24 protein-coding genes are annotated in these 22,752 nt (G+C 48.1%); 17 read left to right on the top strand and 7 right to left on the bottom strand.

The window, feature by feature from the left end:
• Positions 1-21 precede the first annotated feature (21 nt).
• Positions 22-1,743 (bottom strand): lysophospholipid acyltransferase family protein, encoded by a 1,722-nt coding sequence (locus MHN33_RS02360; protein ID WP_239394350.1) that lies wholly within the window; start codon positions 1,741-1,743, stop codon positions 22-24.
• A gap of 164 nt (positions 1,744-1,907) precedes the next feature.
• Here MHN33_RS02360 and MHN33_RS02355 point away from each other — a divergent pair, with 164 nt between their 5' ends.
• Both MHN33_RS02355 and MHN33_RS02350 read left to right on the top strand, forming a co-directional pair.
• Positions 1,908-2,828, top strand: a complete 921-nt coding sequence (locus MHN33_RS02355) for a glyoxylate/hydroxypyruvate reductase A (protein WP_239394348.1) — start codon at positions 1,908-1,910, stop codon at positions 2,826-2,828.
• A 204-nt stretch (positions 2,829-3,032) separates the two neighbouring features.
• Complete coding sequence (locus MHN33_RS02350) at positions 3,033-3,188, top strand: hypothetical protein (RefSeq protein WP_239394337.1); 156 nt, start codon at positions 3,033-3,035, stop codon at positions 3,186-3,188.
• A gap of 23 nt (positions 3,189-3,211) precedes the next feature.
• On the opposite strand, the gene smrA is transcribed toward MHN33_RS02350, so the two are convergent.
• The 3 genes from smrA to MHN33_RS02335 form a co-directional block, all read right to left on the bottom strand.
• Positions 3,212-3,793, bottom strand: a complete 582-nt coding sequence (smrA, locus tag MHN33_RS02345) for a DNA endonuclease SmrA (RefSeq protein ID WP_239394327.1) — start codon at positions 3,791-3,793, stop codon at positions 3,212-3,214.
• A 154-nt stretch (positions 3,794-3,947) separates the two neighbouring features.
• Positions 3,948-4,187 (bottom strand): hypothetical protein, encoded by a 240-nt coding sequence (locus tag MHN33_RS02340; protein ID WP_010382493.1) that lies wholly within the window; start codon positions 4,185-4,187, stop codon positions 3,948-3,950.
• A 102-nt stretch (positions 4,188-4,289) separates the two neighbouring features.
• Positions 4,290-4,757 (bottom strand): hypothetical protein, encoded by a 468-nt coding sequence (locus MHN33_RS02335; RefSeq protein ID WP_239394325.1) that lies wholly within the window; start codon positions 4,755-4,757, stop codon positions 4,290-4,292.
• Between the two features lie 89 nt (positions 4,758-4,846).
• Between MHN33_RS02335 and MHN33_RS02330 the strand changes: the two genes are divergently transcribed.
• Positions 4,847-5,230: a response regulator gene (locus tag MHN33_RS02330; protein ID WP_010382489.1), complete on the top strand. Its 384-nt coding sequence runs from the start codon at positions 4,847-4,849 to the stop codon at positions 5,228-5,230.
• Between the two features lie 319 nt (positions 5,231-5,549).
• Here MHN33_RS02330 and rpsT read toward each other — a convergent pair whose 3' ends face one another.
• On the bottom strand, positions 5,550-5,810 hold the full coding sequence (gene rpsT / locus MHN33_RS02325; RefSeq protein ID WP_010382487.1) for a 30S ribosomal protein S20: 261 nt from the start codon (positions 5,808-5,810) through the stop codon (positions 5,550-5,552).
• Between the two features lie 456 nt (positions 5,811-6,266).
• Between rpsT and murJ the strand changes: the two genes are divergently transcribed.
• The 13 genes from murJ (at position 6,267) to MHN33_RS02260 (ending at position 20,971) form a co-directional block, all read left to right on the top strand.
• Positions 6,267-7,853 carry a murein biosynthesis integral membrane protein MurJ gene (gene murJ, locus MHN33_RS02320; protein WP_343224788.1) on the top strand — a complete coding sequence of 529 codons (1,587 nt, stop codon included), beginning with the start codon at positions 6,267-6,269 and terminating at the stop codon, positions 7,851-7,853.
• A gap of 76 nt (positions 7,854-7,929) precedes the next feature.
• Positions 7,930-8,850, top strand: a complete 921-nt coding sequence (gene ribF / locus MHN33_RS02315; protein WP_239394323.1) for a bifunctional riboflavin kinase/FAD synthetase — start codon at positions 7,930-7,932, stop codon at positions 8,848-8,850.
• A 31-nt stretch (positions 8,851-8,881) separates the two neighbouring features.
• On the top strand, positions 8,882-11,710 hold the full coding sequence (ileS, locus tag MHN33_RS02310; protein WP_239394321.1) for an isoleucine--tRNA ligase: 2,829 nt from the start codon (positions 8,882-8,884) through the stop codon (positions 11,708-11,710).
• Positions 11,711-11,724: 14 nt separating this feature from the next.
• Positions 11,725-12,231, top strand: a complete 507-nt coding sequence (gene lspA / locus MHN33_RS02305) for a signal peptidase II (protein ID WP_239394310.1) — start codon at positions 11,725-11,727, stop codon at positions 12,229-12,231.
• Positions 12,228-12,668 carry an FKBP-type peptidyl-prolyl cis-trans isomerase gene (gene fkpB, locus MHN33_RS02300; protein ID WP_046006681.1) on the top strand — a complete coding sequence of 147 codons (441 nt, stop codon included), beginning with the start codon at positions 12,228-12,230 and terminating at the stop codon, positions 12,666-12,668. Before lspA ends, fkpB begins: the two co-directional genes overlap by 4 nt.
• Positions 12,668-13,597, top strand: coding sequence for a 4-hydroxy-3-methylbut-2-enyl diphosphate reductase (ispH, locus tag MHN33_RS02295; RefSeq protein ID WP_239394291.1), 930 nt, complete (start codon positions 12,668-12,670; stop codon positions 13,595-13,597). The genes fkpB and ispH overlap by 1 nt, the downstream gene beginning before the upstream one ends.
• A 12-nt stretch (positions 13,598-13,609) precedes the next feature.
• Positions 13,610-14,653, top strand: coding sequence for a histidine kinase (locus MHN33_RS02290; protein ID WP_239394282.1), 1,044 nt, complete (start codon positions 13,610-13,612; stop codon positions 14,651-14,653).
• The gene (locus MHN33_RS02285) at positions 14,631-15,305 is read left to right on the top strand and encodes a response regulator (protein ID WP_239394270.1); all 675 of its coding nucleotides are present in this window, start codon (positions 14,631-14,633) and stop codon (positions 15,303-15,305) included. Before MHN33_RS02290 ends, MHN33_RS02285 begins: the two co-directional genes overlap by 23 nt.
• Positions 15,306-15,400: 95 nt before the next feature.
• Positions 15,401-15,967 carry a type IV pilus modification protein PilV gene (pilV, locus tag MHN33_RS02280; protein WP_239394268.1) on the top strand — a complete coding sequence of 189 codons (567 nt, stop codon included), beginning with the start codon at positions 15,401-15,403 and terminating at the stop codon, positions 15,965-15,967.
• Between the two features lies 1 nt (position 15,968).
• The gene (locus tag MHN33_RS02275; RefSeq protein WP_239394257.1) at positions 15,969-16,946 is read left to right on the top strand and encodes a PilW family protein; all 978 of its coding nucleotides are present in this window, start codon (positions 15,969-15,971) and stop codon (positions 16,944-16,946) included.
• The gene (locus MHN33_RS02270) at positions 16,940-17,434 is read left to right on the top strand and encodes a pilus assembly protein PilX (protein ID WP_239394247.1); all 495 of its coding nucleotides are present in this window, start codon (positions 16,940-16,942) and stop codon (positions 17,432-17,434) included. The genes MHN33_RS02275 and MHN33_RS02270 overlap by 7 nt, the downstream gene beginning before the upstream one ends.
• Positions 17,434-20,562, top strand: a complete 3,129-nt coding sequence (locus MHN33_RS02265; RefSeq protein ID WP_239394245.1) for a PilC/PilY family type IV pilus protein — start codon at positions 17,434-17,436, stop codon at positions 20,560-20,562. Before MHN33_RS02270 ends, MHN33_RS02265 begins: the two co-directional genes overlap by 1 nt.
• Positions 20,549-20,971, top strand: coding sequence for a type IV pilin protein (locus MHN33_RS02260; RefSeq protein WP_239394991.1), 423 nt, complete (start codon positions 20,549-20,551; stop codon positions 20,969-20,971). Before MHN33_RS02265 ends, MHN33_RS02260 begins: the two co-directional genes overlap by 14 nt.
• 65 nt (positions 20,972-21,036) lie before the next feature.
• Here the strand turns inward: MHN33_RS02260 and MHN33_RS02255 are convergent, their stop codons facing one another.
• Together MHN33_RS02255 and MHN33_RS02250 are read right to left on the bottom strand one after the other, a co-directional pair.
• The gene (locus MHN33_RS02255) at positions 21,037-21,552 is read right to left on the bottom strand and encodes a GspH/FimT family pseudopilin (RefSeq protein ID WP_239394243.1); all 516 of its coding nucleotides are present in this window, start codon (positions 21,550-21,552) and stop codon (positions 21,037-21,039) included.
• Between the two features lie 164 nt (positions 21,553-21,716).
• Positions 21,717-22,256: a GspH/FimT family pseudopilin gene (locus MHN33_RS02250; protein WP_239394233.1), complete on the bottom strand. Its 540-nt coding sequence runs from the start codon at positions 22,254-22,256 to the stop codon at positions 21,717-21,719.
• A 134-nt stretch (positions 22,257-22,390) separates the two neighbouring features.
• On the opposite strand from MHN33_RS02250, the gene glnB reads away from it, so the two are divergent.
• Entirely contained in the window at positions 22,391-22,729 is a 339-nt protein-coding gene (gene glnB / locus MHN33_RS02245; RefSeq protein ID WP_239394222.1) for a nitrogen regulatory protein P-II, read from the top strand.
• The last annotated feature ends 23 nt before the right edge of the window (positions 22,730-22,752 follow it).

Below are 22,752 nucleotides of genomic sequence, written 5' to 3'. Positions count from 1 at the left end.
AAAAAATGGCCACAACACAAATCAGTCGTAGATATTTTCTCCCAGATATCGTTTTGCTTTTTGTGCCTTGACGCGTGTGAGGTCGACCAATACCAGCCCGTCGATACAGTTATTAAAGTCAGGATCTATGCTGAAACTCAGAAAGTTCACGCCATCGGGTTCGCACAATTCGGTATATTGTTTAAACAGGGTAGGTACCTGAGCGCCCATGTTTGCCATGATGTGTTTGAGTTCAGCGAAGTCTTCTTTAACATCAGTACCGCAAAATAACTGAGTAAAGGCCTGCTGCTGAGATGGCGTTAGCTTATACTCATTTTTTGGGGTAGCCAGGGATACCAGATTTGCGAAGTAGTGCTGGTAGTGGTAAATCAACATTGCTTTGGCTTTATCTGGTAGTGTATTGGATAAACTGACTGCGCCAAACAGATAGCGATGCTGTGGGTAGCGGTTCACAAAGGCGCCAATGCCGTACCACAGATAATCCAGGCTTTTGCGCCCCCAGTATTTTGGTTGTACGAAGCTTCTGCCCAGCTCCAGGCCGTGCGCGAAATAAGGTTGCATATCCTCTGAATAGTTAAACAAGCTGGTGGTATATAACCCTTCCGGCCCCTGATTGTTGAGTACGGTTTGAGCGCTAGCAAGCCGGTAGGCACCAACCAGCTCCAGCTGTTTTGCATCCCACAACACCAGGTGCTGGTAATACATGTCATATTTGTCGATATCGCGGCGTTTGCCACTGCCTTCTCCTACTGCGCGAAAGGCAATTTCTCTTAGTCGTCCCAGCTCGCGAAAAATAGGGGAACTCCCCTGATACTGATACAGGTATATTTGCATACCATCCTGGGTCTGACCAAGGCGCTCGCAGCTTTCAATTGCCTGTTTCAGATCTTTTTTACATTCAGGCACAGCAATCGGAGATTGGGTTTTCAGGGGTAAAGATTTTTTCGATGTCAGTCGGTACAGTTGCTTACGGATCAGAGCAACGATCTCTTTGTCTTTGAGGTTTTCCAGCAGATATGAAGCCGGCGGAATGCTGGCACCAATTTCAAATTCCAAAGACTTCTGTCGTTGTTTGAACATTTCTTTGACCAGCAGCAGGCTGGCCAGCGGTTTGTAGATCATGGACGTGCCGTAAAACAGCGGACTGTTTTTCGCTTTTATGTAAATTGGCAGAATGGGACAGTTGGCCTTTTTAGCCATGCGCAAAAAGCCAGAATTCCACTTACAATCTTTAATGCCTGTTGGCCCTAGCCGGGATACTTCGCCTGCAGGAAAGATCAGTAATGCCCCCTCCTGTTTAAGGTGGTGCTGAATATTGGCCAGCTCCTGCTTGCGACTCGCACCCGATAGATTATCGACCGGCAACAGCAGTGAGTGCATGGGGGTTATGGACATCAGCATTCTGTTGGCAACGACTTTCAGATCCGGGCGCACCTGAGCCAGTACTTTGATCAACGCCAGTGCATCCAGTGACCCGATCGGGTGATTAGCGACTATCACTACACTGCCTTCGCTGGGAATGTGTTCAATTTGTTTAGGTTTAAAGCGTGCATCGAAGTCCAGCTCCTCCAGTACCTGCTCGACAAACTCGAGTCCCTGAAGGTGCGGGTAGGTATCGGCGAAAGCCACAAACTCTTGCTCATGCAGCAAGTAACCCAATCCTTTCTTAACTAAGCCTTTAACTTTTGGTGAATTTTCTAATTGAGGCAGGTTTGCTTCAATGACCTTATCAACACTGATCATATATCGATTCTCAAGTTGTATAACCGCTTCCTATCAAGATTAAAAACTCTCTATGACAAACAAGTTGCAGTGGTATGGCAGTTTGATGGCCGTCGTGTAAGTACACCTGAGGGTTGGATTTTTTGATACAGTAAAGGCACGTTAAAAAGAAGAAAGGAAAGAGCATGACATTACTAGTCTGTGTAACAGGCAGAGACAACCGCAAACTGATGACAGCGCTGCGCGCGAGCCTGCCAGGTATAGCTATAAGGGAATGGCCTGATGCCGGTGATCTGGCTGAAATTGAATTTGTGTTGGCCTGGAATGCGCCCGAGTCTTTGTGGCAGCAATTGCCGAATCTGAAGGTGGTTCAGTCGTTTGGTGCCGGGGTAGACGGGATTGCGTTATCTGCATTGCCAGCTGATGTGCAGGTATGTCGCATTGTTGATCCTGCGCTGGCAGATGATATGGCCGAGTATGTGCTGGGACATGTGCTTGCTCATAAACTGCGCCTGGGACTGTACTATCGTCAGCAACAGCAGCAATTGTGGCGTCCCAAGCGGGCAAGTGGTGGAAATCGGGTCGGTATACTTGGGCTTGGGCAGCTTGGGCAAGTTGTGGCCACTAAGCTGCAGCGCAATGGTTTTGAGGTGTTGGGCTGGTCAAGAAGTGAAAAAACGATACCTGGAATTGTGCAATTTTGGGGACGGACGCAGCTAAGCGAGTTTGCATCGCACTGTGACTACCTGATCTGTCTGTTACCTCTGACCGCACAAACGCGTGGGATTTTAAATAAATCGCTGTTTGAGGCAATGCCTTCTAACGGGGTGCTGATCAACGTGGCCCGGGGGGCACACCTTCATGAAGCAGACCTGATTGATGCACTGGATACTGAGCAAATTGCAGCTGCAACGCTGGATGTGTTCGCTTCAGAGCCGCTTGCGACAGATCATGCGTTCTGGCATCACCCTAAGATCACCATGACCCCGCATGTTGCGGCGCTGACGAGCCTGAAAACAGCCGTAGCGCAAATTGCTGCAAATATGCAGGCGATGCAGAGAGGCCAGCCACTGTCACATTGCATTGATTTGGACTTGGGGTATTAATAAATTACTATTCAATGGCTTGCATTGTGTGATGGGGGCTTTTCAGGCCGTAGCAGCGTTCAGAAATGAGCGTGGTCGAGCCTTGTTGTCGGTAGTTTCCGGCGTAGATGTACAATGGTATAAAACACTGTATAAAAAAACACCTTGTGACATCTGGTTACATTCAGTAAGTTAAGAAAAAATAATAATAAAGAGTCGCTTTTCATGAATAGTAATCAAGGTGGTGTGAAGCTTTCCGCTGTTCTCTTCACAGTTATTGTATTGGGAGTGATGGCGTGGTTTAATCAGGCTAATGCAGGATCACCGCATGCGACCCCGCAAGCGGACGAGGAAGTGGTTATTACCTCCTCTGACAGTTGAAGAGATAGCAGCGTTGACTGCTATCATCGTTTTGCATGTCGTTCGCGATTTTCTACTTTTTTCTCTTCGCTTTTCTTCAGCAGCACATAAGTTGATCCGTTACCACCATGGCAACTCAATGCAGAGTGGAATGCCAGTATCTGCGGCATCTCCTGTAACCACTTGTTGCAGTAACTTTTCAAAATTGCTGGAAAGGGCTTACTCTTTAAGCCTACTCCATGGCGTATCAAGAGTACCCGGATATTGCGTTGATGACAGTCGATGATGAAGTCAAACAGAGACTTTCTGGCTTCACGAAATGGTTTGCCATGCAAATCAAGCGTTGCATCAATCTGATATTTACCCAGTCTCAGATTCTTAAATACCCCTTGCTGCACTCCATCTTTTTTATAGCTAAGCAAATCGTGAGGATCGAGTAGATCAACGTATTCGGTAGAGAGAAAATTGGGATCGAAGTCCTGCTCCTGTTCAGCTGCTTCTCTGCGTGCAAGTTGTGCCAGGGTAGGTTCGTTTTGTTGACGTCTGAGCTCTGCTTTTTTATCTTGTGCTAGGGGAACAACATCCCCCATTGAGGCGAGAAAGAGTTCTTCATCTGTCATGGCCATACTGCGTCTCCAAAACCAATGGGTGTGGCCAGATTGTAGCGCAGGCTCAGAAATTAGAAAATATCTTTAGGTCGGGCAGCGCGCTTTTAGCGCCTGCCTGTTGCAAAAGCTGTGGGCAGGCAGTGTGCATACTTAAGGCGTACCTAAGGCATACCTAAGGCGTATTATACTGTTCGTGAGTAAACAGCTTAAACAGATAAAATGAATTTATCAGAATCAAGCCCAGGTTTGAAATCACTGAGGTGTTCATCAGATCAAGGCTGAACAAAATAAACAGGATGCTGCAGGTCGCCAATGCCGCACCACGCAGCAAGGTTTTATGGTTAATAAAAAAGGCACCAAATCCTAGCACTAGCAGTAATAAATTAAGTAGCCAGTCAAATTCGTTCGGCATGATCGTCAAAGTACTCCGGGTTGTTCAATAAAGGGGCGCCATTATGCGCCCCAACCCCGGTTGCTTCAAACGAGTATTTTTGTATTTTTCAGATTAGTTTTTTTAATCAAAAAAAAGTGTCATAAGCGCAGAGATAAAGCCTTGTTGTTCGATGATTTGATACTTCTGACAGGAATCAGGGTCTCGCTCATCCTGGCAAAGATACAGTGTGTTGCGCTCCAGGGCAGGGCGTATATGCAGGTTTGAATCGAATAAGATGGGTTTTACGCCGGGTAAACCAGGCCAGTATACACTTTGTGCAACCAGACCAAGCTTTTCGTAAGTGATGAGTTTAGGTTTTGGGAAAATGATTATGATGAGCAATAGCACTGCGGCCATAATCCAGCGGTTTTTGCCAGATTTAGCTTGTGCTTGTTGCGCAGCAGCTAGTTGTGCTTGTTGTTGGAGTTGCTGCTGTTGCAATGCCCTTTGTTGTTGTGGAGATAAACGTCTTTTTTGTGCGGGTTGTTTTTTCTTTGATCTGGCATCTACCTGATTGAGTAATGCCTGTTTTTTTGGTCTTTGTGCCATGCTTTGCTATAGCCTTTTGTTTGCAGGACTCTATAATAGTTCTATGCTAATAATAGCGCATTTCAATTGACTAGCCCACGGGAAAGGATATGGAACAACAAATCTCTATATTAATTGTTGATGACGTAGGCACTGTTCGCAGTTTCTTGCATCAGACCCTGATGCACTTAGGGATCGACAACGTAAAAGAAGCGTCAACGGCGAAGCAGTGTATTACTGCATGTGAAGAGCAGCACTTTGATATTGTGTTCTTAGATATCGAGCTTCCTGATGGAGACGGAAAAGAACTGATCGCGGAGCTGGCTGAAATAAATCCGGACATTAATGTGGTTATGGTGTCGGCACACTCAACGGTTGATAACGTGAAAGATGCTATTGAGCGGGGTGCGAAGGGGTTCGTTGTTAAACCATTCTCACCAAAGAAAATTGCTGCAATGTTGAAAAAGTTTTATCCAAAGCTGGAACTAGCTTAAGCGCTTTTTGATAGCAGGGTGTTGATTAGAACACGCCCTGTTGCATTATACCAATTTTACTTAATAGCTGGTCAATTTGAAGGAGCAAATATGACGCTAACTGTGTTAAAAATTTCTTATTTAGAACAGCTAAATAGCAAAATTTTAGCCTAATTATCGACGATATTTTCTCGCCTCAAAATAGAACACGTAATTAAGCAAATTGGTATTACACTCAACCACAGATATTTACCCGGGCATGCCGTATAGCCAGACTGGGGAGAATGCCCGGGCATAAAAAAACCGACTTACGTCGGCTTTTTCATATCCAAATCCACAATTATAGTGCTTTGATTTTAGCAGCTAGGCGGCTCTTATGGCGAGCAGCTTTGTTTTTGTGGATAAGACCTTTAGTTGCGTAACGGTCCAGGATAGGTGTAGCAACAGCGAAAGCTTGCTGTGCAGCTTCTTTGTCACCAGCTTCAATTGCAGCGATTACTTTTTTGAAGTAAGTACGCATCATTGAACGACGGCTTGCGTTGTGCTGACGACGTTTTTCGCTAGTGATAGCGCGTTTTTTTGCAGACTTGATGTTAGCCAAGGTATGCTCCTAACAATCTTAAAATAAGCTTAGTTTAAAGGCCGAGGAATATGCCCTTTTTATTCTTTAAAGTCAATAAAAATTCCCCTCGGCTGATCAATTTGTTTGCATATCGTACTTGTCCCTAGCCCCTCGCAGCCATAAGCGGCTAGTTGGGTTGCACGACAGCGAATCTGAAATGATTGGATGTAATCATATTCTCAGATCTTATACCAAGTTAGCACCGGCCTGGCGCACCGCTTGGCACTCTGACTCTATTGTAACAAATCCACTAAGGGTCTACTAGAGTGTTTGTGCTGATCCGTCGCTTCGAATCAAATTGAGTCTGTTCCCTTTGTTGTTATTGGATGGGTGCACAAGCCAGAGAAGGTCCTTGTTTTGTCACGTTGTACACGAGTATTTATCTGTGCGGGCTTATGGCATAATTCCGCGCAAATAATAATGTGAGGAAATCGCGTGGCAAAAGGGCTGTTTAAATCTGGCATGATAGTGAGTGCCATGACCATGATATCTCGGGTAATGGGACTGGTCAGAGACGCCGTCGTGGCAAATTTACTGGGGGCAGGGCTTGCCGCCGACGTCTTTTTGTTTGCAAACCGGATCCCCAATTTTATGCGTCGCCTTTTTGCTGAAGGTGCGTTTGCACAGGCGTTTGTGCCTGTGCTCGCCGAAATAAAAGAGCAGCACGGAGACGATAAGGTGCGTCTGTTTGTTGCGCAAGCCGCAGGAACCTTAGGCACAATCTTAATGCTGGTGACACTTATTGGTGTGATCGGCTCGCCGGTGATCGCCGCTCTGTTTGGCACCAGCTGGTTTATTGATTGGTGGCAGGGTGGAGAAAATGCCGAGAAGTTTGTGCTGGCCAGTGCGCTGTTGAAGCTGACTTTTCCTTATTTGTTTTTTATTTCCCTGGTTGCACTCAGCGGAGCCGTACTGAATGTGTATAACCGCTTTTCGGTGGCTGCATTTACGCCCGTGTTGCTGAATATCTCGATCATCAGTTGCGCGCTGTTATTCCATGAACGATTTGAGCAAGGCGCATATGCCCTGGCCATTGGCGTGTTTTTGGGTGGGCTGGTGCAGTTTTTATTTCAGCTGCCGTTTTTAGCGCGGCTTGGTATGTTGGCGAAACCGACATTCGCCTGGCATGCGCCAGAGGTCGTAAAAGTACGCAAACTGATGTTGCCTGCCATGTTTGGCGTGTCGGTCAGCCAGATAAACTTGTTGCTCGATACCATCATTGCCGCAGCACTTGCGACCGGCTCAATCGCCTGGTTGTATTACGCCGATAGATTAATTGAGTTTCCACTGGGGTTGTTTGGCATTGGTATTGCCACTGTAATTCTACCTGCGTTGTCGAAACTCCACGCAAAAAATAGCGTTCAGGAGTTTCAGCAAACACTTGATTGGGGAGTTCGCTTCGTGTTGTTCTTGGGTATCCCGGCGATGGCAGGATTGATACTTATCAGCCCGTTAATTATTTCGGTGTTGTTCGGTCATGGCGCGTTTAACCAAAGCGAACAGGATAATATCGGCGCTGTCAGTGGCGCTGTTACGGCCTATTCAGTCGGCCTGGTTAGCTTTATGTTGATTAAAGTACTGGCTCCCGGCTTTTTTGCCCGTCAGGATACTAAGACTCCTGTCAAAGTCGGCATCATTGCTATGTCTTTGAATATGTTGTTTAACCTCATGCTGGCCCCTTTTATTGGTTACCTTGGGCTGGCGCTGGCAACCGCCTTGTCCGCCACCTGCAATGCTGCCTTGTTGTATCGCTATCTTAATCAGGCTGGAGTATATCGGGTGTCGGGATTCACGTTGATATTTTTCACTAAGTGTATCATTGCAAGTGGGGTGATGTCGGGTGTCCTTGTATGGCTGAATCAGCTTCTACCCTGGCAGGGGAGTGACCTGATAGGTCAGATTGGCATCCTGGGCTTGCAATTAGTCATTGCCATACTCACTTACTTTGCTGTTATGTACCTTACGGGGGTGCGACTGAGTACGATTAGGGACAGTTCTGCGGTTCCGGTAAGCCCTGCATAGGCTTTATTCGCATTTGCTGGTAACTTGGGTATAATCGGGCTTTTATACTGCTTTAGTAATCACAGGTGTTAGTTGTATGCAATTGATCAGAGGGATCCACAATATTCGACCCCACCACTATGGCTGTGTGTTGACGATAGGAAACTTTGATGGCGTACACTTGGGGCACACCGAGGTACTGAAAGGCCTGGTTGAAGATGCTCGGGTGCACAAGCTGCCAAGTACAGTAATGCTGTTTGAGCCACAACCACAGGAGTTTTTTGCCAGGCAGCAAGCGCCTGCAAGGTTAACTCGACTGCGAGACAAACTCGCGTTGCTGGCAGATATTGGCATTGAGCGTGTGATTTGTGTGAGTTTTAATGCGCGCTTCGCCAACTTCCAGGCAGAAGACTTTGTTCGCCAGGTGCTCAGCGCCAAGCTCGGCGTCAGGGCTCTGACCGTGGGGGATGATTTTCGTTTTGGTAAAGGCCGGGTCGGAGACTTCTCTATGCTGCAGAGATTGGGCGATGAATTGAATATGGAAGTGAAAGACACGCAGAGTTTTCGACAACGAAATAGCCGGGTCAGTAGCACGCAGATCCGTGCCGCACTGGCCGCTGGCGATGTAGCACTTGCCCATGAAATGCTGGGCCACACTTATGCGATATCAGGACGGGTCATCCATGGTTGGAAAAAAGGCCGCGAGCTGGGGTTTAAAACGGCCAATGTGGCACTTAAGCGCCAGGTCAGCCCGGTTCAGGGCGTGTTTGCAGTTCGCGTCAGGGTACATGATACCGTCTACTGCGGCGTAGCAAACGTCGGCACGAAACCGACCTTGAACGGCAATCGTGCATTACTAGAGGTACATATCTTTAATTTTGACCAGGAAATATATGGTCAGTTTATAAAAGTGGAGCTATTACATAAGCTCCGTGATGAACAAAAATTTGAGTCATTGCAGCAGTTAACTGAGCAAATTGCACAGGATGTGATTGCTGCAAAACACTTTTTTCAATAATTTTAAGTAGCCGATACGGAAAGTAAAGTAAATGAGCGACTACAAGCATACGTTAAATCTACCGGAAACCGAGTTTCCAATGCGTGGCAATTTGGCACAACGCGAGCCCAAAATGCTTAAGAAATGGTACGATCAGGACCTGTATGGTCAGATCCGCAATGCCAAAAAAGGTAAAAAGCCATTTATTTTGCATGACGGTCCTCCTTATGCCAACGGCAATATTCACTTAGGTCACTCTGTAAATAAGATCCTCAAAGACATTATTATTAAGTCAAAGACACTTTCCGACTTCGACGCCCCCTATGTGCCAGGTTGGGACTGTCATGGTCTACCGATTGAGCTACAGGTAGAAAAGAAAGTTGGCAAGCCGGGTAAAAAAGTGTCTGTTGCTGAATTTCGCGAAAAGTGCCGCGATTACGCGCGCAAACAAGTTGAAGGGCAAAAGACAGACTTTAAACGTTTGGGCGTATTAGGTGACTGGGATCGCCCGTATCTGACCATGAACTTTGATTTCGAAGCCAATGCACTGCGTGTATTGGGCCGCATTATTAAAAATGGTCACCTGCACAAAGGCGCTAAGCCAGTTCACTGGTGTACAGACTGTGGTTCAGCATTAGCTGAAGCAGAAGTGGAATACCAGGATAAACAGTCGCCAGCAATTGATGTTAAGTTCGACTTTGTTGATGAACAGGCGTTGGTGAACGCGTTTAAACTGGCAGAGGGGCATCAGGGTTCTGGTTCCATTAGTACTGTGATCTGGACTACCACACCCTGGACCCTGCCTGCTAACCGCGCGGTTGCTGTACATGGCGGACTAGAGTACGCGCTGGTACAAATTGAAGACGACGGCAAAGAGCAACGCATGGTACTGGGTTCTGAGCTGGTCAAAGATGCAATGGATCGTTTTGGCTTTAGTCGTTATCACGTGCTGGGTTATGCTAAAGGTGCAGTACTTGAAAACCTGCGTGTTGCGCATCCTTTCTACGACTTTGATGTACCAGTGATCCTGGGTGAACACGTCACAACTGATTCAGGTACCGGTATAGTTCATACGGCACCAGGTCACGGACCGGAAGATTTTGCAGCAGGTCAGGCGTATGATCTTGAAGTGGCAAACCCGGTGGGTGCAAACGGTGTATTCTTGCCAGATACCCCAGTTTTTGCTGGTCAGCATGTGTTTAAAGCGAATGATGTCATTATTGAGCATCTAAAAGAGCAGGGAGCTTTGGTTCATCATCATGCAATGACACACAGCTATCCACATTGCTGGCGTCACAAAACGCCGATTATCTTCCGTGCGACACCACAATGGTTCGTTAGCATGGACCAGGCTAACTTGCGCCAGGATTCCATGGCAGAGATTGGCAAGACTCAGTGGATCCCAGAGTGGGGTGAAAACCGTATTGCCAACATGGTTGAGGGGCGCCCTGACTGGTGTATTTCTCGTCAGCGTACCTGGGGTGTACCCATCGCCCTGTTTGTTGACAAAGATACCGGTGCATTGCACCCGCAAACTGAGACCCTGATTGAAGACGTTGCTAAGTTGGTTGAACAACAAGGCATTCAGGCCTGGTATGACCTGGAGCCAGCAACTTTGCTTAACGAGGCGGATGCGCAGCAGTATGTCAAAGTGCAGGATACCCTGGACGTATGGTTTGACTCAGGCGTAACGCACGCGTGTGTGGTTGATGCGCGCGAAGAGCTGACAGGTCCTGCTGACCTGTATCTGGAAGGTTCAGATCAGCACCGTGGCTGGTTTATGTCCTCGATGATGACCTCCGTGGCGATCAATGGCCACGCGCCTTACCGTCAGGTTCTGACACACGGCTTCACTGTGGATGAAAAAGGCCACAAAATGTCCAAGTCGCTGGGTAACGTAATTTCACCACAGGACATCATGAATAAGCTGGGTGCCGATATTCTTCGCTTGTGGGTAGCGTCAACCGATTACACGGCAGAAATGACGGTTTCAGATCAGATCTTTAAGCGTGCAGCAGATCGCTACCGCCGGATCCGTAACACCAGTCGTTACCTGTTGTCTAACCTGAGTGGTTTTAATCCGACGACTGACCTGGTTGCCGTGGAAGACATGATTGAACTGGATCGCTGGATTGTCAGCCGCGCAGCACAATTGCAGCAGGAGATTGTGGAAGCTTACGATAACTACCAAATGCTGGTTGTGACACAAAAGCTGATGAACTTCTGTACCGGTGAGCTTGGTTCGTTCTACCTTGATGTGATCAAGGACCGTCAGTACACGGCTAAGAGTGACAGCCATGCCCGTCGTTCTTGTCAAAGTGCGTTGTACCATATTGCAGAAGCAATGACGCGCTGGATGGCACCTATCATGAGTTTTACAGCGCAAGAGATTTGGGAAGTACTACCAGGTGAGCGCGGTGAATTCGTGTTCACAGATGTCTGGTACGATGGCTTGACACAAGTCAGCGAAGGCCAGTTGAGCAACGATTTCTGGCAAGAGTTACTGGCAGTGCGTGACGAAGTCAACAAAGTACTCGAAAGTGCACGCAAAGAAGAGATCATTGGCGCGACCTTACAGGCCGAAGTGACGCTCTACACAGGTGGCGACCTGGCAGACAAACTGCAGACCCTGAAGGACGAGTTACGATTTGTCCTGCTAACGTCTAAAGCCCAGGTTGAAATGGTTAACACAACCCCTGAAGGCGCGGTTGCGACTGAGATTGACGGCTTGTTTATCTCTGTGAAGGCAACCCAGGCGGCTAAGTGTGATCGTTGTTGGCACCACTGTGAAGATGTTGGTCAGCACGAAGCGCACCCTGAGCTGTGTGGACGTTGTGTGACCAATGTTGACGGCGCTGGTGAACAGCGTCAGTTCGCTTAATCTAGGAGTATTGCATGACCAAATCGACCGAGCGTAGTGGTCTGGTGTGGTTGTGGCTGAGTCTGCTGCTGTTTGCAGTAGACTTCGGCACGAAAGCACTGGTAGTCGAAAACATGCGGCTCTATGAGTCTATTGAGTTGCTGCCATTTTTTAATTTTACCTATATGCATAACTATGGTGCGGCGTTTAGCTTTTTAAGTGAAGCAGGCGGTTGGCAACGTTGGTTTTTAAGTGCGATAGCTGTTGCCATTAGTGGTTTGCTGATTTACTGGTTGAAGAAACTACCCGCCAAAAACTGGCTGCTGTGCAGTGCCTATGCACTGGTTCTGTCTGGGGCTTTAGGTAATCTATATGACCGGGTTACGCTTGGTTATGTCGTAGACTTTTTGCACTTTTACTATCAGGACTGGCATTACCCGGCATTTAATGTCGCAGACATGGCCATAGTTGGCGGTGCAGGTTTATTGTTATTTGACGCTATTTTTGGTGACAACGCGGATACGCAGGAGAAAAAGGCATGAGTGAGCAGGTAATAGGCCCACAATCCGAAGTTTTATTCCACTTTTCGATAAAACTGGCTGACGGCTCTGCAGCAGACTCAACGAAAGTACATGATAAACCGGCTAAGCTCTTTATGGGTGACGGCAGTCTGACTGAAAACTTTGAAAAATGTCTGCTTGGGCTTCAAGCCGGTGACAGCAAATCGTTTGAGCTAGAGCCACAAGATGCCTTTGGGATGCCAAATCCAGACAACATTTATTATGTTGATCGCAGTAAGTTTGGTGCCGATACTCCGGCCGAGGTTGGCAGTATCATTGCTTTTACTCAGCCCGATGGTACTGAGCTGCCAGGCCTGGTGCGTGAGGTCGCCGGTGACTCTGTTACCGTTGATTTTAATCACCCATTGGCGGGGCAAAAAGTGACCTTTGAAGTCGATATTTTAGAGGTGAAAAACTAATGGACATCTTACTCGCCAACCCGCGTGGTTTTTGTGCCGGTGTCGATCGCGCTATCAGCATTGTTGAGCGTGCACTGGATATCTTCGAAAAACCCATTTATGTGCGTCACGAAGTCGTACATAACAAATATGTGGTTGACGGATTACGAGCGCGTGGCGCTGTATTTGTTGAAGAGCTCGATCAGGTACCTGACGATAGTATTGTGATCTTCAGTGCGCATGGCGTATCTCAGCAAGTGCGTCAGGAAGCTAAGCGTCGTGAGCTTAAAGTGTTTGATGCCACCTGTCCTTTGGTGACTAAAGTGCATATGGAAGTAACCCGTGCCAGCCGCAAAGGAACGGAGTGTGTTCTCATCGGTCACCACGGACATCCGGAAGTGGAAGGCACTATGGGCCAGTATAATAATCCAGCCGGTGGGATTTACCTGGTCGAAACACCTGAAGATGTCGCGACCTTAGAAGTGAAAGATCCCAGTAATTTGTTCTATTGCAGCCAGACCACACTGTCTGTGGATGACACCTCAGATGTCATTGAGGCACTGCGGGAGAAATTTCCTCAGATCCATGGCCCGCGTAAAGATGATATTTGCTATGCCACACAAAATCGTCAGGATGCGGTCAGAGATTTGGCCAATAAAGTTGACCTGTTACTTGTGGTCGGAGCAAAAAACAGCTCCAATTCGAATCGACTGCGTGAACTTGCCGATAAAATGGGTACAAGGGCGTTTTTGATTGATGACGATCAATGTCTGGAAGCTAGCTGGTTTGAAGGCGTTGACAAAGTGGGTGTCACTGCTGGGGCATCCGCCCCAGAAGTGCTGGTTCAGCAAGTCATTGCCCGCCTCAAAGCACTGGGCGGTCAAACGGTGTTAGAAAACCCGGGGCAGGAAGAGAACGTCGTTTTCGCCGTGCCTGTTGAGCTCAGGTAAGCTTCTCCTGCCATGGATAAGTCAGAGGCCATCGGCCTGGGACTATTAAAAGCCATGGTGTCTGAACGAGGCGTGTTAGCCATGCTGATCGCCTCGCAATCCCTTTCTTTTATTTACACACTCGCCGATTATGATGACTTCTGGCTGACACTGGGCCTGGTGAGCTTATTTACCCACAGTAACGCCTTGTTATCTTTGGCTATCATTGCACTGATCAGTGCTTTTAAAGTATCTAAACCACGACAAAATGGCGTGTTTGAGCTGAGTATCGTATTTGTGGTGTTTATCAGCGTGTGTATTGGGTTGAGTATTGGGATCCAGTTCACGCCTTTGTCTTCCCATGTGCCGATAGACTGGGGCCCCGTGTTTAGCCACAGTGCCATTTGTTGTTTTGTCGTGGTGATCTTGCTGTATTTCATGTCTATCTATATCGATAATGTGAATGCGCTAGAGCTGGCAGCACGGGCAGAGATTGATGCCTTACAGGCACGGATCAGGCCACATTTTTTGCATAATACCCTCAATACACTGGCCGAACTAACTCATGAAAATGCTTCCGATGCAGAGCAGGCTGCATTATTATTGGCACGCCTGATGCGGGTATCCTTTGCGGAAAAAAAATGGCATACCATTGCCGATGAAGTGGCATTGACAAAAGATTATCTTAACCTGGAACGTTTTCGTTTTGAGCACAGGCTACAGGTCCATTGGCAAATTGACGACACGCTACTGAGTGTGCCTATTCCGACACTGACACTTCAACCATTGGTCGAAAATGCGGTATTGCATGGTATAGAAAAGCGTATACAAGGCGGCACCATTACGATTCAGATTGAGCAAGTTAACAATGTCATTTCATTACGCGTTATTAACCCCCTGCCTCATTCAGTACATCATTCCAGTGGCAATGGCATTGCGACTAAAAACATCGATAAACGACTGTCTCTGTACTATCACCGCCGGGCTAGTTTGAGGATTGAGCGAGATAATGATAAATTCGTAGCAACCATCCTTTTACCTGACACCGGAGCTTATGAATTATCTGATTTTAGATGATGAACCAATCGCCAGGCGGCGATTACGGCGATTGATGTCGGAGTTTGATCATTTTACCTGTGTGGCAGAGGCCGCCGATGGCACTGAGGCGTTACAGTTATGTGCGCGTACGTCACCGGATTTAGTATTTCTGGATATTGCTATGCCAGGCATCGATGGGCTTGAGGTCGCCGACCAGCTCAGGCAGCAGATGCCTGCATGTAAAATTGTTTTCGTTACCGCATTTGCCGAACATGCTATGCGCGCGTTTGATTTGCTGGCTGAAGGCTATCTGGTTAAGCCAATAGATAAAGAGCGTCTGTTAGCGCTACTGGAACATATCTATGGTGAAAAAATGCAACGTCTGCAATATCAGGTGGGTCATGATACACGCTGGGTGGCGGTATCCGATATTCTTGTTGCCAGAAGTGATGAGCGTTATACCCACATCTATTTTACCGGCGGTGAAGCGCTCATTGATATTCCTTTAAAAAAATTAATGACTGCGTACCCACGGCACTTTGTGCAAGTGCACAGAAATACCTTAGTGAAAAAACAAGCGGTACTGAGCCTGGAATCCGTTGAGGGTAGTCACCGGGTCAGGCTGGCGGGGTTTGCTGAGCCAATCACGGTGAGCCGACGCGCAGCAGCCAGTTTTAAATCATTGTTCTGACCATTGAACCCAGCTGATTGACCGTTGAGCCCACGACCGGGTTCATGACGAAGTGATTCATTATACTATGTAGTGGAGCAAACCAACTTTGAAAAATGATGGCAAACACTGTGTACATTAACGCAAATCGCGGCTTTACGCTTTTAGAATCGCTTATCGCGTTTATGGTGCTGAGCTTTGGCCTGCTGGGCGCGGTGGCACTGCAGGCAAAAGCCAAGCAAGCCAGTTTCGATTCTATGCAACGCGCCGCTGCTGTCGCTCTGGCTGGTGATATTATGCAGCGGATCCGCAGCAACGACACCAGTAACCTGGGTAACCAGTACCAACAAGTGTTTAGCAGCACCGCGACGGTGAGCGGCAACAATAGCTGCTTCAGTAACGTCTGCACCAACGCAGAAATTGCGGCCATGGATCTGGAGCAATGGATCATGGCCATCCAGGCCCGTGAAAACACCGGCTCACTTGACGATACGACAGTGTGCATTACCACTGCCCTGGTGCCGGGTTCTCAGGGCCGGGGGTTCAACGTCACCGTGAGCGTCGCCTGGGCTGGGCGTCAGGCATTTGAAATGAATGCGACCAATCAGGCCATCATTTGTGGCGATAACAATGACTTTCGGCGTGTGGTTAGCATCAACAGCTATATTCTGGTGAGGGATTAAGATGAGACGCTCAGGTTTCACTTTGGTTGAGCTACTGATCTCCATGTTCATTGGCGCACTCCTGCTTGGTGGTGTCGTGACTGCTTATGTCAGTATGAAAGTGACGACCCGCGATACGATGGCCATTGGTGAGTTGCAGGAGGTCGGTCGCCTGACACTGACTCTGTTGCGACGCGATATTGAACAGGTTGGTTTTTGGGGCACATTTTACGATAAAGGACTGACCACGAACAATTCAACCAGTCCGGCTAACCCCGTCAACGACTGCTTTGGCGGTCTTAACAATGGCAGCTTTCCGAATACGGATCAGACTAACTTTCGCTCTGTTTTTGCAACCCAAACAAGCGGCACCGCGCTGACTTGTATCTCCGGCGCCAAAAATAACACTGAGGTATTACAGCTCAAGTTTCTTGAAGGTCGACAGATCACAGATGATAACGACGTAGAAAATAACCGCTACTATTTTATTGCGCAGCAGGAGCAGGGCACGTTTGTGGCGGGGGATGCTTATGGTGGATTGCCGACCAATAACGCCACGTTATGGCCATACAGCCATCATGTTTACTACATTGAAGAACAGCCCATTCGCATCAATGGCCAAACGGTCACGACACCCATTTTAATGCGCAGAAGATTGACGGTGGCGGGTGGCATGACGAAAGAGGCCGTGATAGAAGGCGTTGAGGACATTCGTTACTTGTTCGGTCTGGATAGCAATGGTGACAGCCGGGTGGACACCTACCGCAGTACACAGGACATGACAGCGGGTGACTGGGAGCGCTCGGGTGGTATTTTAACAGTTCAGATCATTGCGCTGGTTCGGGTATTAGAGTCCGACGCGGGCCTCGAGTTAAAAAGCCAGACGTACACGCTTGGCAATGACCCGGACAGGCGTACCTTAACCTTCAACGATAACTATCGGCGTACGGTGTTCTCGACCACCATTCAGCTTTATAACATGGGGATCTCGACATGGTAATGGCACATAAACAGCAGGGTATGGTGTTGATTGTTTCTATGGTGCTTATTGTGGCCGTAATGAGTGTTGCCGTGACCCTGATGAGCAGCAGTACCATTGACATCAAAGTGACCAATGCGGCGCAGGAGCGTGAAGCGGCCGAAGCCTTATTAATGGGCGAGGTACAGCGGATCATCGCGCGGGAGAAAGCGCTACTTGGTGCCAGTGTATTTAACTCGCTCAATGGTCGGTTTGAGAATGACGACGGTGAAATGACCAGTCGATTAATACACGAAGATGAAGAGCTTGAACTGGAAAGCTTGCAGGAAAATCTCAACAGTGGTGAGTTGTTACTGGAATGTCCTCGTGTTTTTAATTTTACTAACGGACTGAGCTGTGTCGTGACTGAAGTGGAAAGCAGCGTGCAGTATGGCGACCAGTCGCGACATCAGGTAACCGTAGTAATTGGTATTGCGCAAGAGGTAATGAGTAATCGGGAGAATCAATAATGTGGCACAGAATCCTACTTGCCCTGAGCGCTTTACTGATATTCAGCACCCAGGCCGAAGACATTGAACTGTTTGTAAAGCACGATATTTCGAATTCAGAAAAATCGCGGGTATTGGTTGTGTTTGATACCTCCGGCAGTATGGCGTGGGATGTTAAAGACGGCCAGCGCTGCTACGAATATCGCAGCGGACGGTTTCGTAGCATCGACTGCTTTGATTCATCAAAGACCAGTAAGCGCTGTTATAAGGTGCGCAATGGCTGGTACCGGGAGTCAAATTGTGGTGACAGCCGCCTGAAAGTTGCCCAGGACGCCATTACGACGCTGGTCGATGAGAACCCCGACTTTGATATCGGCCTGATGCGTTTGTATTCCAGCTCTGGCGGCTATGTATTAAATGGTTTGGGGGCCAGTCAGACAACCTTGAAAAGTAAAATTGCTAACCTGCCGGCCAGCGGCAATACGCCTCTGTCTGAAACCCTGTGGGAGGCATACCTTTATCTGACCGGAAAGAACGTCTTATATGGTCGAGATAAGAGTGATCGTGACCGCAGCATTGAAAGCAATGGGGTTTATATTTCGCCGTTCAGGCCGGATCCACTGGCGCCTAAGCGTTGTGATACCTCGACTAATATTATCCTGATGACCGACGGCGACCCCACCAGTGATTCGGCGCGCAATACGGATATCTATAATAAATATGTGTCTACTTTTGGTACTACGCCGAGCAGAGTGTCGAACAACTACCTGAATTCACTGGCTAAGGTTATGAGGGGCACCCCGGAAACCCAGGTTGACCTTTACCCAGCCACACCACTGGAGCAAGATTTCGCCCGCACCTATACCATTGGGTTTGGTACCGGGATGTCGAATGCTGGTAAAGCCTTGCTGGAACAAACCGCACTGGATGGTGGCGGGGAATATAAGCATGCCAATACAGCTTCGGAGCTGTCTGAGGCACTGAAAGCCACCATTACGAATATTCGCGAAAAAAGCGACAGCTTTTCGTCGCCCTCGGTGTCAACCAGTAGTTCAGACTTAAGTCGCAGTGGGGATTCAATCTACTACACCATGTTTTACCCTGAAACCCATACCCGCTGGCGCGGTAATCTCAAAAAACTCAAGGTGAAAGGATCTGTGATCCACGGTATGGGGAGCAGTAGTCATGCCATTAACGAAGAAGGGACCATCGCTGATAACGTCACGACTTACTGGTCTCAGCCTGGCTCAAAAGATGGCTCTAAGGTGGGCGTCGGGGGCGTGAATTATCAACTGTCCAGGCAAACCACGCGTAAGATCTACTCAGACTATGGTAAAGGCACCTTAATGTCGTTTGACTATGCCACCGCGTTGATTGCGGCGGGCGGAGATTTGGCCAGACTTAGCACCTTGTTTTCAGTGGATAATGCCGCCGTACTGCCCAATGTGATTAACTGGTCCCGGGGAATTGATGTTAATGATGAGAACAATAACAATTCTACTCAGGATCGGCGCAGTACGATTTTTGGTGATCCGCTGCACTCAAGGCCAGTAACCATTGACTATGGCAATGGTGATCAGCGGGTGATTGTCGGCACCAATGCCGGTTTTTTACATATGTTCAAAGATAATGGCGATACGGTCACCGAAAGCTGGGCATTTGTACCTGGCTCATTGTTAGATATCCTTAAGCCGCAAATGGATCGTCAGGATGACACTAAACTCTACGGGGTCGATGGTCCAATTACGGTGTACTTCTGGGATAAAAATGATGATGGTATGGTTGGCAGCGGTGAGCGGGTGTGGCTCATTGTGGGTATGCGCCGTGGCGGTAATGAATATTATGGTTTTGATATTACCTCGCCAGATAACCCCAGGTTACTTTGGGGGGGGCCGATAAAAGGCGGTGTGGCACCTTACGAGCAGTTAGCGCAAACCTGGTCTAAGCCTCAGGTCACTTTTATTAAGGCAAAGCCTGATACACCGGTGATTATCTTTGGTGGCGGATATGACACCAATAAAGACAATGCCTTGTTTTCCGAGGACAATAAAGGCCGCGGGATTTACATCGTTGACATCGAAACCGGTAAACCATTTTGGAGCTTGACCGCCGACAACGGCTTCAAGGGCAAACACAGTATCGCTGCTGACGTCAGCACGGTTGACTCTGATTACGACGGTTATATAGACCGTATATATGCCTCCGATACCGGAGGCGGAGTGTGGCGGTTTGACTTACCTGGCACCAAACCCAATGACAGTGAAACCCCCTGGACTCATTTTCAGCTGGCCAACCTCAGTGGTAACACCGACAATAATGAACGGCGTTTTTTCTATCGTCCGGTGGTTGCTCGCACCTATTTCTCTAAGGTCTCAACCAAAACGGTAAACGGTCAGACGGTAACAATCCGTCGGGATATCCCCTATGATGGTCTTCTGATTGGCAGTGGTAACCGGGCTAAGCCTACGTCCACCTCAGTGCAAGACTTTCTCTACATGATTAGGGATGAAAATACCAAAACCCGATCATTCGACCGAGAGACGAGACCGGATGTTATCCGTTCGTCGGATTTGCTGAATGTCACGAATGATCCGTTTTATTCCCGCCTCGATGATTTTGATAGCTTTGTTGAAAAAGAAGTCGAGCTGGGCGCGGCTAAGGGCTGGAAATTAAAACTCGGAAATGGCGAGAAGTCGATGGCAGCTGCGACTGTGGTTGCCGGTGTGGCCTACTACACCACCTTTACCCCGGCCAGTGTCGAAGTGAACGAGTGCTCGATCACCGCAGGTAAGGGTAGGCTGTATGTTTTGCACCTCAATTATGGCATGCAGATGCTGGATCAGCGCAGTTATCAAACCACGGCAGAAGTGCCGGATACACCCAGAGTGCACTATAGTGAGCATACCGAGGAAGATGGCAGTACTACGATTAAAGCTCAGCTGATCAGTCCGGTTGTCCATCTCGATGACGGTAATTCAAGTGATGTTGTTGATGGCAAGGTGAAGTTGGTAGAACCAGACGCCGCTGAGCCATATCGTAAGTCGGATGGCAGTGTTGGTGGTCCAACGGGCTCTAAAGAGGTAACAATCACAATGCAAACGCGGCTATTGTACATTTACAAAAAAGAAGAGCATGATGAAAAAAACTAAGCACACAGAACTGGGATTTACCCTGGTTGAGATGATGATCACCATCGCTATTCTGGGGATTTTAGCCAGTATCGCCTATCCCAGCTATGCGGAATATGTCAGACGCGCTGCCAGAGCTGAAGCAGCAGCAACTTTACTGGATGCGGCGAACAAACAAGAGCAGTATTTTGTTGATAACCGCCAATACACCAACTCACTGGCGGCACTGGGGTTACCCGCGACAACAGAAAATAACTATTTCTCACTGGAGATTGAGCTGGGTGACGACCTAAATTCTTTCGTGATCAGAGCCACAGCAAGCGGTGGGCCGCTGGCAGATGACACTGAGTGCACCACGTTGACCATTAATAATCTAAATATTCGCGGCAGTACAGGAACGTTTACCGCAGATCGATGCTGGGGTCGATAGCGCACACAAGTGCCTGACATACGGCAAATATCCAACAGAGCTGGGCATTAACCTGGCTCTTCCCGTTACATACACTTTTTGGTGTCTCTGAGTCGGCTTCTGCCAACAACACTTACAGACAATGCCAGGCCAAGAGGGGCCCCAGTGAGCCGTTGTGTGCAATACACAAAGGTACCATTGCCAAATCCCTTCAATGTGCCTGTATGCTTAAAGGTGATGGCCCTTCTGGGGTAATGCAGCGTATCTGCCGCACGTATACCAGAGATAATCATCAGTTTTACATCGTTTTTGTTAAAGTAGGCTCGTTGATCCCGATCGGTAAAAATGGTGAGCTCCTGATGCCAAAAGCTTGTACAACGATTATTGACCAGGGGGCAGATCGTGACGGGTGTCTGATGCGTTATCGCGTGCAGTCGCGCCAAAGTTAGGTGGCGGTCAATCTGCACCAAAGCTTGTCGGGCTCTGTCCAGCTCCGTCATCGAGTGTACTGCCGGGGCGGCCAGGAGTAATAATACGCTAAACAGCGCTATGCAGATAATCAATTCAAGCAGGCTAAACCCGCAGATAGTCCTTGAGGCCATGAGTATGCATCCATGCATCAGTCATAGTGTCAGCCTAGTTGCTTAGGCCCGGACTGCAAGGTCTATGAGTAAATATCACCTTTGTGTGCTGTCAGTGAATCAAAAGAGTTTTTAAAGCCCCTTTTACTGGTGTAAAAAGATGGATATCAGAAAAAGTGGGCAATTTAGTTACAGGTTAATGTCGTGTCGCCTCGGTAGAGTGCAGATCCCACAACACTCACCTCCAGCTGTTGATTAGGAAAATCTGTGGCCGTAGGACAATAAACAAAGCTGCTGGCCTGCAACATCGCTGTACGGCCGCTAGAGTCAAAACGTAAGCTGGATGCTGGAAAAGTGAGGCCGTCATTGTTGGGGACTTGTTCCATCACACGCAACAAGTCGTCGGACCCTGTGTTGTATGAACCGTTATTGTCTCTGTCGAGGAAGACCGCGATCCGGTTGGCCTGCCAATCGTTCTGACAAACAAAGCTGTTGTTGGCTTCAACCAGTGCTGTGGTCGCCGGGCATATAATGATAATCTCATCGGTTGCTGTTGCCTGTGCTCTGGCAAAGGTCACAGTACGTTTAAGTTCCCTGAGGTAGGACTCGGCGCGGGTTGAGGTGGTCAGACCGCCGCTGAACGAGAAGGCCAACGTGGCCAGTATACCCAAAATAGCAATAGTGATAACCAACTCAAAAAGCGTGAAGCCTGTATTTCTTTTCATGATGACAGCCAAAAACAGGAATAAACACTACTTAGTATAGTGCGTCTTTTTGTTTATTTATTCAATTGCTTTGTTTGCCTTGTTTTATGGGATTGTCTAAAATCGACGCATTACCAAAGGGATAAGAATCAACCATGAAGAAGATAGAAGCCATCATTAAACCATTTAAGCTGGATGACGTGCGAGAAGCGTTGTCCGACGTAGGTATTACCGGTATGACCGTATGTGAAGTCAAAGGGTTTGGCCGGCAAAAAGGGCACACTGAGCTGTATCGTGGTGCGGAGTACATGGTCGACTTCCTGCCGAAAGTGAAACTAGATATTGTTCTGGCAGAAGAAGACGTGGACCGGGCTATCGATGTTATTTTGAAAACGGCGCAAACCGGCAAAATTGGTGATGGGAAAATCTTTGTCACCGAAGTCGAACGTGTTGTTCGTATCCGTACCGGTGAGGAAGACGAGGAAGCCATCTAAGCCCTGTTTCACTCAAATAAAAA

Origin of the sequence: Pseudoalteromonas sp. OOF1S-7, from assembly GCF_022347765.1 — a bacterium.
Classification (GTDB): domain Bacteria; phylum Pseudomonadota; class Gammaproteobacteria; order Enterobacterales; family Alteromonadaceae; genus Pseudoalteromonas.
This window is presented reverse-complemented; position numbering and strand designations above follow the sequence as displayed.

Bases quoted from the DNA above. Each gene is read 5' to 3' on its own strand.
- MHN33_RS02270 (WP_239394247.1), top strand. From the start codon at position 16,940: ATGGTAATGGCACATAAACAGCAGGGTATGGTGTTGATTGTTTCTATG.
- MHN33_RS02355 (WP_239394348.1), top strand. From the start codon at position 1,908: ATGACATTACTAGTCTGTGTAACAGGCAGAGACAACCGCAAACTGATG.
- MHN33_RS02350 (WP_239394337.1), top strand. From the start codon at position 3,033: ATGAATAGTAATCAAGGTGGTGTGAAGCTTTCCGCTGTTCTCTTCACA.
- MHN33_RS02285 (WP_239394270.1), top strand. From the start codon at position 14,631: ATGAATTATCTGATTTTAGATGATGAACCAATCGCCAGGCGGCGATTA.
- ileS (WP_239394321.1), top strand. From the start codon at position 8,882: ATGAGCGACTACAAGCATACGTTAAATCTACCGGAAACCGAGTTTCCA.
- MHN33_RS02330 (WP_010382489.1), top strand. From the start codon at position 4,847: ATGGAACAACAAATCTCTATATTAATTGTTGATGACGTAGGCACTGTT.
- glnB (WP_239394222.1), top strand. From the start codon at position 22,391: ATGAAGAAGATAGAAGCCATCATTAAACCATTTAAGCTGGATGACGTG.
- ribF (WP_239394323.1), top strand. From the start codon at position 7,930: ATGCAATTGATCAGAGGGATCCACAATATTCGACCCCACCACTATGGC.
- MHN33_RS02275 (WP_239394257.1), top strand. From the start codon at position 15,969: ATGAGACGCTCAGGTTTCACTTTGGTTGAGCTACTGATCTCCATGTTC.
- MHN33_RS02340 (WP_010382493.1), bottom strand. From the start codon at position 4,187: ATGCCGAACGAATTTGACTGGCTACTTAATTTATTACTGCTAGTGCTA.
- ispH (WP_239394291.1), top strand. From the start codon at position 12,668: ATGGACATCTTACTCGCCAACCCGCGTGGTTTTTGTGCCGGTGTCGAT.
- MHN33_RS02255 (WP_239394243.1), bottom strand. From the start codon at position 21,552: ATGGCCTCAAGGACTATCTGCGGGTTTAGCCTGCTTGAATTGATTATC.
- MHN33_RS02360 (WP_239394350.1), bottom strand. From the start codon at position 1,743: ATGATCAGTGTTGATAAGGTCATTGAAGCAAACCTGCCTCAATTAGAA.
- lspA (WP_239394310.1), top strand. From the start codon at position 11,725: ATGACCAAATCGACCGAGCGTAGTGGTCTGGTGTGGTTGTGGCTGAGT.
- MHN33_RS02335 (WP_239394325.1), bottom strand. From the start codon at position 4,757: ATGGCACAAAGACCAAAAAAACAGGCATTACTCAATCAGGTAGATGCC.
- fkpB (WP_046006681.1), top strand. From the start codon at position 12,228: ATGAGTGAGCAGGTAATAGGCCCACAATCCGAAGTTTTATTCCACTTT.
- MHN33_RS02265 (WP_239394245.1), top strand. From the start codon at position 17,434: ATGTGGCACAGAATCCTACTTGCCCTGAGCGCTTTACTGATATTCAGC.
- MHN33_RS02260 (WP_239394991.1), top strand. From the start codon at position 20,549: ATGAAAAAAACTAAGCACACAGAACTGGGATTTACCCTGGTTGAGATG.
- MHN33_RS02290 (WP_239394282.1), top strand. From the start codon at position 13,610: ATGGATAAGTCAGAGGCCATCGGCCTGGGACTATTAAAAGCCATGGTG.
- MHN33_RS02250 (WP_239394233.1), bottom strand. From the start codon at position 22,256: ATGAAAAGAAATACAGGCTTCACGCTTTTTGAGTTGGTTATCACTATT.
- smrA (WP_239394327.1), bottom strand. From the start codon at position 3,793: ATGGCCATGACAGATGAAGAACTCTTTCTCGCCTCAATGGGGGATGTT.
- pilV (WP_239394268.1), top strand. From the start codon at position 15,401: ATGATGGCAAACACTGTGTACATTAACGCAAATCGCGGCTTTACGCTT.